General features: G+C 72.4%; 11 protein-coding genes. 3 read left to right on the top strand and 8 right to left on the bottom strand.

Annotation, left to right across the window (positions count from 1 at the left end; all coding sequences use genetic code 11):
- Positions 1-265 precede the first annotated feature (265 nt).
- The 8 genes from ACWGDX_RS04845 to ACWGDX_RS04810 form a co-directional block, all read right to left on the bottom strand.
- Complete coding sequence (locus ACWGDX_RS04845; RefSeq protein WP_453622294.1) at positions 266-709, bottom strand: TIGR03618 family F420-dependent PPOX class oxidoreductase; 444 nt, start codon at positions 707-709, stop codon at positions 266-268.
- Between the two features lie 62 nt (positions 710-771).
- Positions 772-2,439 (bottom strand): FAD-dependent monooxygenase, encoded by a 1,668-nt coding sequence (locus ACWGDX_RS04840; protein WP_453622292.1) that lies wholly within the window; start codon positions 2,437-2,439, stop codon positions 772-774.
- Complete coding sequence (locus ACWGDX_RS04835; protein WP_453622290.1) at positions 2,436-3,536, bottom strand: alcohol dehydrogenase catalytic domain-containing protein; 1,101 nt, start codon at positions 3,534-3,536, stop codon at positions 2,436-2,438. Before ACWGDX_RS04835 ends, ACWGDX_RS04840 begins: the two co-directional genes overlap by 4 nt.
- A 22-nt stretch (positions 3,537-3,558) precedes the next feature.
- A complete protein-coding gene (locus ACWGDX_RS04830) occupies positions 3,559-4,545 on the bottom strand; it encodes a hypothetical protein (protein ID WP_453622288.1) in 987 nt (328 codons plus the stop codon).
- An 8-nt stretch (positions 4,546-4,553) separates the two neighbouring features.
- The gene (locus ACWGDX_RS04825; protein WP_453622286.1) at positions 4,554-5,324 is read right to left on the bottom strand and encodes a dienelactone hydrolase family protein; all 771 of its coding nucleotides are present in this window, start codon (positions 5,322-5,324) and stop codon (positions 4,554-4,556) included.
- A gap of 12 nt (positions 5,325-5,336) precedes the next feature.
- Positions 5,337-6,053 carry a class II aldolase/adducin family protein gene (locus tag ACWGDX_RS04820; protein WP_453622284.1) on the bottom strand — a complete coding sequence of 239 codons (717 nt, stop codon included), beginning with the start codon at positions 6,051-6,053 and terminating at the stop codon, positions 5,337-5,339.
- A complete protein-coding gene (locus ACWGDX_RS04815) occupies positions 6,050-7,030 on the bottom strand; it encodes a TAXI family TRAP transporter solute-binding subunit (protein WP_453622282.1) in 981 nt (326 codons plus the stop codon). Before ACWGDX_RS04815 ends, ACWGDX_RS04820 begins: the two co-directional genes overlap by 4 nt.
- A 343-nt stretch (positions 7,031-7,373) precedes the next feature.
- Positions 7,374-8,165 (bottom strand): FadR/GntR family transcriptional regulator, encoded by a 792-nt coding sequence (locus ACWGDX_RS04810; protein WP_453622280.1) that lies wholly within the window; start codon positions 8,163-8,165, stop codon positions 7,374-7,376.
- A gap of 123 nt (positions 8,166-8,288) precedes the next feature.
- Between ACWGDX_RS04810 and ACWGDX_RS04805 the strand changes: the two genes are divergently transcribed.
- Genes ACWGDX_RS04805 through ACWGDX_RS04795 form a run of 3 tightly spaced genes read left to right on the top strand, consistent with a single transcriptional unit; the run spans position 8,289 to position 11,319 of the window.
- Positions 8,289-9,491 carry an acyl-CoA dehydrogenase family protein gene (locus ACWGDX_RS04805; protein WP_453622278.1) on the top strand — a complete coding sequence of 401 codons (1,203 nt, stop codon included), beginning with the start codon at positions 8,289-8,291 and terminating at the stop codon, positions 9,489-9,491.
- Between the two features lie 34 nt (positions 9,492-9,525).
- Entirely contained in the window at positions 9,526-10,383 is an 858-nt protein-coding gene (locus ACWGDX_RS04800; RefSeq protein ID WP_453622276.1) for a fumarylacetoacetate hydrolase family protein, read from the top strand.
- Positions 10,384-10,398: 15 nt separating this feature from the next.
- Positions 10,399-11,319 (top strand): VOC family protein, encoded by a 921-nt coding sequence (locus ACWGDX_RS04795; RefSeq protein ID WP_453622274.1) that lies wholly within the window; start codon positions 10,399-10,401, stop codon positions 11,317-11,319.
- The last annotated feature ends 42 nt before the right edge of the window (positions 11,320-11,361 follow it).

Here is an 11,361-nt window from a genome sequence, read left to right as displayed (position 1 = left end):
ATGGCCACCGCCGGCCTCCGCGTCACCGACATAGGACAGCGGGCCGGCGCGGGTCCCGTCACGCCGTGGCGGGCTGCGGCCTTTGGAGGCGGCGGACGGCGAACCGCCGGCGCTCGGCCACATGGCAGGTGAGCGCCTGGACTTCAGACTTCCTGCCGGGGAGTCAGCTCTCCGACGCGGCGAGGTGCCGTGCCGGGCGTGCCGATTGTGCCGGGCGTGCCGGGCGTGCCGGGTCCACGAAGACCGACCGGACAGGGGACAGGGCCTAGGAGCGGCGGTTCTGGAGCCGCTCGGGGCCCATACGGCTGGGGTCCAGGTCGTGGTAGCCGATCTTCTTCGGCGTGACCCGGATCTTGACGACCGTCGCCTCGGGGGCGACCTTGCCCGCCTCCTCCGGCAGGTCGTACTTCTCGGCGTGGTCCTTGAACGTCTGGACGAGGTCGGCTCCCTTGGTCTCCTCGATGACCGCAGTCCCGCGCACCTCCAGATACCGCATGGGGGTCTCGGGGTCGATCGCGATGATGTTGATGCGCGGGTCGGCGCGGAGGTTTTCCAGACGGCGGGCGCCGGGACCCGTGTGGGAGACGAGTTCGTCGCCCTCGATGACGACACCGGCGATGACGGAGTGCGGGCTGCCGTCGGGAAGCAGCGTGGTGATGACTCCGGTGACGCGCTTGCTGAGCAGGGCCACAACTTCTTCAGAGAACATGGCGGATCTCCTCGGGATGGCGACGCGCACGGCGTGCGCGAAGAAACGGGGTGCCCGCGCGATCAGGCGGGCAGGTCCTCACCGGCGGCCGTTCGCAGGCCTCGCCGGAGGACCGCCGCGACCGCGGGGATGTCGTCCGGACCCATGACGGCGGCGATGTAGCGGTCGGGCTTGACCAGGACGAAGCGGTCGCGCGCGGCGCCGAGGGCCTCCTCCAGGCCGCGATCGGCGTCCGCGACGGCGGCCCGCCGGCCCCCGGCCGACGGCAGCCGGTCGCCGAGGAGGACGTCCACGCGCCGTATGTCCAGCGCGCGGTCGGGCCAGTCTCCGGTGTCGAAGCGCGCCCAGGCCGCCTCCGTCACATCGACGCCCAGCAGGGCGTACGACTCACCCAACGCGTCGTCCAGGGGGCACGGACGCAGACTCGGCGGGACGAGGACCAGGGGCTGGGGCAGCTGGGTGCCGGTCAGCGGATGGTCCCCGACGACGAGCCCCGCCCGGTGCCGGGCGACGGGCCGGAACCTCATCCCGGTGAGATAGTCCCGCCCGGCCGGCACCCGCAGCAGCGCACGGACCGTCAGGTCCCGTACGAGGGCGCGGGCCCGCGAAGTGGTCATGACGACCTCGCCGAGCCGCTCGGAGTACCGCACCACCGCCGTGGCGTGCGGGCGCCGCTCCGCCTCGTACGTGTCGAGGAGGCTCGCCGCGGCGGTCCCGCGCCAGACCTGCTCGACCTTCCACACCAGGTTCGCGGCGTCCCGGATCCCCGAGTTCAGGCCCTGCCCGGCGAACGGCGGCATCATGTGCGCGGCGTCGCCCAGCAGCAGCACATGTCCCAGGCGCCAGCGGTCGGCGACGACCGCGTTGAAGGTGTAGGCGGTGCAGCGTTCGACCTGGTCCTCGTCGAGCGTCCGGTAGGGGGCGACGAGCCGGCGCAGCGTCTCGAACCCGGGAGTGGTCCCCTTCTCCCCCTCACCGGGGTGCAGGAGGAACTCGTAGCGGCAGCGTCCGCCCCGGCCGGGCACGATCACGGTGGGCCGGTCCGGCGTGCCCCGGTGCATGCCGTAGCGCTCGTCGTGCCGGTCCCCCGTCAGATCGGCCACCAGCCACACCTGCTGGTGGCTGGTCCCGGTCATCCCGATACCGCACAGCTCGCGGACGGAGGACCGGGCGCCGTCGCACGCCAGGAGCCAGGAGGCGTCGAGGAGTTCGGTGCCTTCGCCGCCGGTCGCCGCGAGTCCGGCGGTGACTCCGCCGCCGTCGGCCCGCTCCCGCACGGTGCGCAGTTCGGTGGCGAACCGGACGTCGGCCGACGGATGCGACTTCAGCTCGTCAAGGAGGATCTTCTCCAGCTCGGGCTGGGCGAACTGGTTCTTGAACGGGTGGCCGAGGCGGTACGGGCGCGGTCCCCGGGCGTGGAAGAGGGGGCGCCCGCGGCGGTCGTAGTAGCGGGTGCCCGTGCCGGGGACGACGATGTCGAGCACCCGCTGGGCGAGGCCGTCCGGCTGGAGGGCGCGCAGGGACTCGTCGTCCAGGCTGATGGCCTTGGCCTCGTCGCTGGTGGCGGCGTTGCGTTCGACCAGGACCACGGGCACGCCCCGGGCCACCAGGAGGTTGGCGGCGGTGAGGCCGACCGGACCGCCGCCGACGACGAGTACGGGCGCGGGCGCGGGGGCGGGGACGGGCGCCGGGACGGGGGCGGGCGCGGGTGCGCGGCGGGCCGCCGTCACGGGTTGACCACCGCCATCCAGATCGGATCGGTACGGCTCTGGAGCGCGGCGACCGCCTCGTGGGCCTGTGCCAGCGGGTAGCGGTGGGTGATGAGGTCCTCGGCGCGCAGGCTGCCGTGGCCGAGCAGGGCGAGGACCTCTTCGGCGTCGGTACGGGTACAGGCGCGGGTCCCCACGACGCGCCAGCAGTTCACCATGATCGCGGCGAGCGGCACCGTCAGCAGGGTCCTGTTGGCGCCCATGTGGACGAGTGTGCCGCCGGTGGCGAGCGAGGTCAGTGCCTGCACGGTCGCCGGCCCGTCCGGGATGTAGTCGACGACCGCGTCGGCTCCTTGGGGGGCGAGGGCGCGGATCGCCCGGGTCAGTCCGCGGTCGGCGGACCAGTTCCCCGGCAGCTCCTCCAGCGAGACGGTGTGCGTCTCGACGCCGTCCGCGAGGTGGCGCACGGCCGCGAGGCGTTCGGCGCTGCGGCCGACGAGGATCAGGCGGGCGACGCCGAAGTGGCGGGCGAGTCTGATGGTGGCGGTACCCATGGTGCCGGTGGCCGCGGTGACCACAAGGGTGGCCCCCAGGGGCAGATCGGCGCATTTCAGGGCGCGGACGGCGTTGGCCAGATCGTGGACCTTCGCTCCGACGTCGAAGGAGACGTGGTCGGGAAGCGGGTCGACCAGCCAGTGCGGCACGCGCAGATACTCCGCGAGGCCGCCGTCGTGGTAGCGGTCGTAGAGCGGCATGGGGACGTCGCCGAAGGCGGCGTGTCCGATCATGGCCTGCTGCGGGCACATCATGTCGCGGTCGGACCGGCAGTGGCCGCACGCGCGGCAGTTGAGGTTGGGGTGGACCCGGACGCGCGCGCCGGGGGCGACCGTGGTGACGTCGTCGCCGACGGCGGCGATGGTCCCCGCGGCCTCGTGCCCCAGGGTGGTGGGCAGGTGTCCGAAGGCGCCCTGGGCCAGCAGGGTCATCATGCCGGGGGCGAGTCCGGCGGAGGCGACCCGGACCAGGACGTCCGAGGGGCCCGGCCGCGGGACGGCTATCTTGCGCAGGTGCAGCGCGTCGGAACCCTGCTGGGCGCGCGCGGCGAGCATGGCGGTCATATGGGGCTCCTGGTCGAGGGGGTCAGGCGAACAGGTCTGTGAGGTCGCCGGGCGACAGGTACGCGGCGGTCCTGGTGGCCGGGGCGATCTGCGGCAGGTCACGGTCGGAGTGGAGGGCGAGATGGCGGCTCTCCCCGGCGGCGCACAGACTGGTGTGCGCGACGCCGAGCGGGACGCGCACGAAGTCGCCGGGGCCCAGCTCGACGGTCCCGCGCTGGCTGACGAGGGTGCGCCGGCCGCTGATCTGGTACTGGATCTCGTCCGCGTCGAGGGTGCGGCGGTAGATCCGCGGGGTGCCGGGCTGCTGCCGTACGGTGCCGAGCCGGAAGGTGTCGGAGCGGTAGAGCCAGGTCGTGCCGGGCGAGTCCGGGAGCGCGAGCACGCTCAGCCGCCGCTTGTCCCGGTGGACGTGGTCCAGGAGCCGCCGTTCGTCGACGGGCGCCACGGTGATGTCGTGGCCGGGGGTGCCCATGCACTGGGTGATCGCTTCGTTGCGGTCGCCGGGTTCCCAGCCGGGGAAGGGCGCCGGTGCGGCCTCGGACCGGCGCGAGGGGCCCGTCTCCTCGGTGACCGGGGCGGGCGAGTAGAACAGCAGATGGCTCTCGCGACGGCCGTAGTTGTCGTGGGCGACTCCCCGGGGGATGCGCGAGAACTCACCGGGGCGGTGCTCCACCACGCCGAGTTCGGTCATGAGGGTGCGCTCACCCGCGATCTGGTACGAGATCTCGTCGACATCGCAGTTGCGGTGGTAGAAGGGCTGGCGGTTGTCCATGGTCTGCCACTCGACCCGGACCTGGGCGCTCTCGTACACGCCGCGCGGCGGGGCGAACGGCACGGCCTCGTACTCCCGCGGGAAGTGCACGACGCTCAGCGGCTCGTGGTCGCGCCACAACTTCACCGGGAACGGGTTGGGGTGCGGAGGGGAGAGCAGCAGTCGTTCGTCGCGTTCGACATGCACGTCCGCCTGTTCGGCGAACACGGTCGTGAGTACTTCGGTGACGTTCGGCATGGCAGGTCCTAGCGGTTGTCGGAGCGGGAGGGGCGGACGCCGCCCGGCAGGTGCCGGTCGAGGAAGGCGTGGGTGCGCTGCCAGGCGGTACGGGCGCTGTCCTCGACGTACATGTGCGGCCGGGCGTCGCAGGCGAACGCGTGGCCGGCGCCCGGGTAGACATGGCTCTCGAAGTCGGCTCCGGCGGCGGTGAGCGCCCGGTCGACGGCGGTGACCTGGTCGGCGGGGATGGTGGGATCCGCCGAGCCGACGTGCAGCAGGACGGGGGCGTCGATCCGGTCGGCGCGGTCCACGACCGCGTGCGGTCCGGACGCGATGCCGGGGCCGTAGAACACGACGACGGCGCCGAGTCCGGTGATGCCGGTGGCGGCGGTGAAGGCGGCCCGGCCCCCGAAGCAGAAACCGTTGACGGCGGTCCGGCCGGCGGCGATGCCCTCCGCCGACTCCAGGTGATCGAGGACGGCCCGGATGTCGGTGACGATGTCGTCCGGTCCGATCGCCCCGATCAGGGGCATGGCCTCGGCGTGCCGCCGGTAGTCGAGCGTGCCGACACCGTTGCGGTGGAAGAGGTCGGGGGCCACGGCCAGAAAGCCCCGCGCGGCGTAGCGGCGCGTGATGTCCTGGATGTGCTCGTTGACCCCGAACGCCTCTTGGAGCACGATCACGGCCCGGTCCGCCGGGGCCGCCGGGCGGGCCGCGTACAGGCGCATGGGTCCGTCGGCGGTGGCCACGGTGAACCAGTCGTCGTTGCCAGGGGTGGCGCTGTTCCTGTCGGTCATGGTGCGGGGTCCTCACGGGAGACGGGCGGGTGGAAGGGTGTCGGCGGCTCGGCGCAGGAGGTAGTGCCAGCCGGCCTCCAGCTGGCTGTCGGGCCAGCACTCGGCGCGTTTGGCGCGGGCCTCGGTCCGGTCGGAGCGGACGCGGATCGTGCCCGCCGCCGCGGCCCGGATCTGCGTGGCGCAGGCGCGCTCCAGCAGGACGGCGTGCATCACGGCGGACGGGACGGTGCGGCCCGCGCCGACCAGGCCGTGCTTGGGGAGCAGCGCGGCGGGCGCGGTGCCCAGGTCGACGGCGAGCGCCTCGCCGAGCCGAGGGGTGCCGACGAGGGAGCCGGTGGCCCGGAAGCGGGGTACGTCCTCGCCGCCGAAGAGGGCGCCCTCGTGGGACAGCGGGAGCAGCGGGGTCCCGAGAGCGGCGAACGCGACGGCGGCCGGCGCGTGGGTGTGCACCGTGCAGACCAGGTCGGGGGACGCCGCGAGGAGTCCCAGGTGGATGTGGCACTCCTTGTGCGGGGTGCCGGTGCCGTGCAGGACCGTGGCGTCCCAGGAGACGAGCTGGAGGCGGTCCTCCCGCACCTCTTCCAGGCCCCAGCCCGGGGCCTTGATCCAGATGCCTCGTCCCCGCGGATCGCGTACGGCGGCATGGCCCCAGACCATGTCGCCCTGTCCGGCGGCGGCCAGGGCGTGGGAGGCCTCGACGGTGAGCCGCTGGGCCTGATCGGGTGTCATGGCCGGGGCAGGGCGTCGTAGTAGCGGGCGGCCCCGGGGTGCAGGGGCACGGGTGACCGGCCCATGGTCACGGGGTCCAGCGGATACGTGACGGGGCTGCGCTCGGGCGGCAGGTGGCGGTACTGCCCCTCGATCAGGTGCCGGGTCTCCCCCAGTACCCAGGCGATGGCGTAGGCGACGTCCTCGGGGAGGTCGTCCCTGGTGAGGACCAGGAAGTCGGAGAAGTCGAGGGTGCGGAAGCCGTCCTGGCCGGCGAACCAGCCGTCGTCGACGTACGCGTCGGGCCAGCCGAAGTCGGCCCGCAGTCCCTCCAGCACCTCGTCCTCGACGGCCAGGAAGGTGAACGCGCGGGCGATGTCCTGCCAGGCGGGCAGCATGACCGCTTCGTGGACGATGGCGTTGGCCCGGCCGTCCCTGGCGTGGTCGAGGGACTCGAAGGGCCGCTCGTCCTCCAGCAGCCGGCCTCCCCAGCCGGTCACGTCGACGCCCGAGCGGGTGAGGACTTCGTGCGCGGCGAGTCCGACGTGGTTGACACCGTCGTGGACGGATGTGGCCAGCCGCAGGACGGGCTTGTCGGCCCGCAGCTGGGCGAAGCTGGTGATCTCCAGGTCCTTGTGGACGGCGACGACCAGGCGGTCGCGCTGCGGGACCACGCCGAGGGCACGCAGACCGGGGTGGTGCTCGTCGGTGAAGACGCCCCGGCCGTCGAGGGCGGCGACGGCGAAAGCGGCCGGGGTGGTGAGCGCGACCTGCACCTCGCCGCGGCCGACGGCGTGGACGGCGTCGCTGAAGCCGCGGCTGTTCCAGGTGGCGATCCGGGTGTGCGGGCCGCAGCGGTCGGCGAGTTCCTGGGCGATCCAGCCGCAGACCCGGTGCAGGTTCGCGGTCCCCCAGTCACCGCGCAGATGGAGCGTGAGGGAGCGGCCGATACGGGGTTCGGCGGGGCGTGCTCGTCCGGGGTGAGTCGGATCCATCATTACCTCTGTCCTGAAAATGAGGAGGCATGTCCTGCTTGTCGGTCGCCATGGCAGGCGACGGCAGGAAGGCCGGGAGTCCATCGCGATTTTGACTCTACTACTAGACCTCTACCACTAGACCTATAATGGTAGACTCAACCACCTGGAAGTCACCACAGGACGGACGGAACAATCTGCACGGGCGACCGGGCCCCGGCCCGCGGTCGCATGAGCGGTCCTTCCGCGGCGGGGCGCGACCCGCACCCCGGCCGGAACACCGCGAAGTCCTTCACCGGGCGGCCGACGCCGACCGGACACCTCAGCCCCCGACCACTCCGCGGTCAGCCACCGAGCCGGCCACCGGTCACCCCTTGATCACCCCGCCGGCCACCGAGTCATGGTCGGCGACATGGCGCATCAGGGCGGCCTCGTCCCGCTGGTCGAGCGCGTCCACCATCGCCGCGTGCTGCCGGTAGCGGTCCAGGACGTACTCGTCGAGCGACAGGCCGGCACCGGGCCGGACGCCCACCGTATGACCCGCCACGAGATCGAGGAGATTCGTGTACAGCGACCGCAGGAGCGCGTTGGGCGCGACGGCCGCGACCCGTCTGTGCAGGTCCCAGTTGGCCCGTACGAACGTGTCCGCGTCGCCCGCCTCGGCGGCCTCGCGCATCTCCTTCAGAATGACGCGCAGGTCACGGACGTCCGCCGGGGAGGCGTGCCAGAGCGCGTCCTGCCACAGCAGCGGCTCCAGCGCACCGCGGATGCGCAGAGCCTCGGTCACGTCCGCCTCGGAGGCGTCCAGGGCCAGGACCGAGTTGCCGAGACGGACCATGGGGTTCTGCTCGGCGGCGAACAGGCCGCCGCCGGACCCCGGCCGGACGGTCACCACCCCGCGCACCAGCAGCAGCCGGAGCGCCTCGTTGAACGTGCCCACCGACACCCCGCACCGCACGCGCAGCTCGTCCTTGGTACCCAGCCGGGAGCCGCGTTCGACGCTCGCCGCGAGATGCGCCACGAACTCGGCGGCCCCCTCCGCCCGTGACTTCACGGGCGCCTGGCCCCACTCCGTCCGCCGCAGCGCCGGAGGATCGAGATATCCGCCCGCTCCCTGCGCCCGCCCGCTCCGCCCGTCCGTTCCGCCTCGCGCCGCCACAACCGCTCCCGCCCGCAGTCCACACAACCGTCCGTTCATTGTGGCGGACAGCGTCGCACCTCTTGACGCCCGGCAAAATCACCGGGCAGCATCACTATAATCATGATGATGAATGGAGTCCTGATGACCGTCGACCTCGGCGAGCAGGAGTCCCGCTCGGCACACGACGACCTCCTGGCCCGCGCCGTGGCCCTGCAACCCCTGCTGCGCGAGCACGCCGCCGCCGCCGAGGCGAACCGTCGGCTGCCGGACGAGGTGATCGACGCCATCGCCGAAGCGGGCCTGTTCAAACTCGCCACCCCGACGCGCTACGGCGGCCACCAGTCGTCCACGCGGACCATGCTGGACGTGTCGGCCGCGCTCGCCGAGGGCGACGGATCCGCCTCCTGGGTGGTCGCCCTCGTCAATGTGTGCAACTGGCTGACCAGCCTCTTCCCCACCAAGGCACAGGACGACGTGTTCGGCGCCGACCCGGACGCCCGGGTCACCGGCGTCCTCACCCCCACCTCCACGACCGTCCGGGTCGAGGGCGGCTGGCTGGTGTCGGGCCGCTGGTACTACAACTCCGGTTCCGCGCACTCCGGCTGGGCCGTCCTGGGCATCCCGGTGACCGACACCGACGGCACGGTGGTCGACCAGGGGCTGGCCCTCGTACCGCGTACGGACCTGTCCCTGGAGGACACCTGGTTCGTGGCGGGCATGAAGGGCACCGCGTCCAACTGCCTTGCCGGGGAGGACTTCTTCGTCCCCGAGTACCGCGTCATCTCGGTGCCTGCCGCGATCGGGGGCCACTACGCCACGGAGCACGAGGACGAGGTCCTCCCCCGCTCCGCGTTCGTGCCGATCCTGACGCTGGTACTCGCCGGCCCCCAACTGGGCCTGGCCCGAGCCGCGTTGAAGTACGTGACCGAGAAGGCCGGCCAGAAGCCCATCTCGTACACCTTCTACGAGACCCAGGCCGATTCGGTCGCCGTGCAGTTGCGGATCGCCGAGGCGGCGCTGCGGATCGACACCGCCGCCCTCCTCACCGAACGGGCCGCCGCCGACATCGACGAGGCGGCACGGCGCGACACCTACCCGGACTTCACCCGGCGGGCCCGCGTACGCGCGTACACCGGCTGGGCCATCCAGAACGTGCTGGAGGCGATCGACATCCTGCTGAACGTGCACGGCGCCGCCTCCTTCGCCGAGGCCAACCCCCTCCAGCGGATCTGGCGCGACGCCAACACCGCCGGCCGGCACGCCATGGCCGCCCCGGCCGTGGCCCTGGAGGTCTACGGCAAGGCCCTGCTCGGCGTCGACGAAACGATCACCCCCCTCGTCTGAGGATCCCCACCCCCGTGGCGAACAGGAGCATTACGTGCGCACCGCCAATCTCTCCGGCCGTCTCGTCCTCGTCACCGACGACGGCCTGGCCGTGGACGTCGAACAGGCCAGCGACGGCCGGTTCGGACCCGATCCGCAGGACATCTACCAGGACTGGTGGGACTTCCGCGGCTGGCAGATCATCGCCGACCTCCCGCGAGGGCGTCCCTTCACCCCCGAGGAGCTGGGCGCGCCCGCGCCGCGGCCCCGCCAGGTCTTCGCGGTCGGGCTCAACTACCGCGCCCACGCGGCCGAGTCCGGCTTCGAGGCCCCGAGCACGCTGCCGCCGGTCTTCCCCAAGTACGTCTCCAGCATCACCGGTCCCGTCACCGAGGTGGACCTCCCGCCGGACGGCCACACCGACTGGGAGGTGGAGCTGGTCGCCGTCATCGGCGAACGGGCCCATCACGTCTCGGAGGACGACGCGTGGCTGCACGTGGCCGGCCTCACCGCCGGACAGGACCTCTCCGAGCGCATCACCCAGCTGTCCGGCCCCGCGGCGCAGTTCGGCCTCGGCAAGTCCTTCCCCGGCTTCTCCCCGACCGGCCCCTTCCTGGTCACCCCGGACGCGATCGAAGATCCCGACAACCTCGCGCTCGGCTGTTCCCTGAACGGCGAGGAGGTCCAGAAGGGCCGCACCGACGACCTCATCTTCTCCGTCCCCGCGCTGATCGCCCGGCTGTCCGCGATCCTGCCACTGCTCCCCGGTGACGTCGTCTTCACCGGCACCCCCGCCGGCGTCGGCCTGGGCCGGAGTCCGCAGCGCTGGATCTCCGCCGGCGACACGCTGGTCAGCCGGATCGAAGGCATCGGGGAACTGCGCCAGACCTTCCGCGACCGTCCGAGTCTCTGAGCCCGGGAGTCCCCTATGTCCCTGCACCGTCTGTCCTCCGTCGTCATGGGCGTTCCCGATCCCGCCCGGACGATCTCCTACTACACCGAGTTCGGCCTCACCCCCGAGGACGGAGGCTGGCTGAGCACCCGCGACGGCGGACGCCAGCTCCATGTCGTCCACGCGCCCACCCGGCGCCTGGTGGAACTGTCCATCGGCGTGGACAGCCCCGACGACCTCGAACGGGCCGCCGCGCGGCTGACCCGGCTCGGCGTCCACGCCCACCGGGACGGCTCCGCCCTGACCGCGATCGAGAAGACCACCGGGCTGCGCGCCGTTCTGCGGGTCGAGCCACGGGTGAGCCAGCCGGAGACCGCAGCCACGCCCTACAACGGGCCCGGCCGCACCGAGCGCGTCGACGTGCGCGCGCCCGCTCTGCTGCGGGACGGGCGCATCCGGCCGCGCAAGCTGGGGCACGCCGTCCTGGGCACCACCGACTTCGCCGCGACCACCGGATTCTTCCGGGACGGGCTCGGACTGAAGGTCTCGGACCTGATGGGCGATTTCGGCGCCTTCCTGCGCTGCTCGACCGACCATCACAACGTCCTGGTGCTCTCCGCGCCCGTGTCCTTCCTGCACCACACGTCCTGGCAGGTCGACGACGTGGACGACGTCGGGCGGGGCGCGATGGCGATGCTGGAGGACCACCCCGAACGGCATGTGTGGGGGCTGGGCCGCCACCACGCCGGGTCGAACTTCTTCTGGTACCTGAAGGACCCGGCCGGCAACTTCTCCGAGTACTACTCCGACATGGACTGCGTGGTCGACGACCAGCTGTGGAAGCCGGAGGTGTTCGACGGCGCCAAGGGACTGTTCAGCTGGGGTCCGCCCCCGCCGCCCTCGTTCATCCGGCCGGACGACCTGGCGGGCCTGATGACGGGTTCCCACAGCGCGTAGATCCAGCGGCGCCGACGCCGACGCCTGCGTCCCCGAACGGGG

The organism is Streptomyces sp. NPDC055025, from assembly GCF_053608565.1.
Note: the sequence above shows the minus strand (reverse complement) of the source record. Positions and strands in the feature narration are given on the sequence as shown.

Bases quoted from the DNA above. Each gene is read 5' to 3' on its own strand.
- ACWGDX_RS04830 (WP_453622288.1), bottom strand. From the start codon at position 4,545: ATGCCGAACGTCACCGAAGTACTCACGACCGTGTTCGCCGAACAGGCG.
- ACWGDX_RS04795 (WP_453622274.1), top strand. From the start codon at position 10,399: ATGTCCCTGCACCGTCTGTCCTCCGTCGTCATGGGCGTTCCCGATCCC.
- ACWGDX_RS04835 (WP_453622290.1), bottom strand. From the start codon at position 3,536: ATGACCGCCATGCTCGCCGCGCGCGCCCAGCAGGGTTCCGACGCGCTG.
- ACWGDX_RS04845 (WP_453622294.1), bottom strand. From the start codon at position 709: ATGTTCTCTGAAGAAGTTGTGGCCCTGCTCAGCAAGCGCGTCACCGGA.
- ACWGDX_RS04815 (WP_453622282.1), bottom strand. From the start codon at position 7,030: ATGATGGATCCGACTCACCCCGGACGAGCACGCCCCGCCGAACCCCGT.
- ACWGDX_RS04805 (WP_453622278.1), top strand. From the start codon at position 8,289: ATGACCGTCGACCTCGGCGAGCAGGAGTCCCGCTCGGCACACGACGAC.
- ACWGDX_RS04820 (WP_453622284.1), bottom strand. From the start codon at position 6,053: ATGACACCCGATCAGGCCCAGCGGCTCACCGTCGAGGCCTCCCACGCC.
- ACWGDX_RS04825 (WP_453622286.1), bottom strand. From the start codon at position 5,324: ATGACCGACAGGAACAGCGCCACCCCTGGCAACGACGACTGGTTCACC.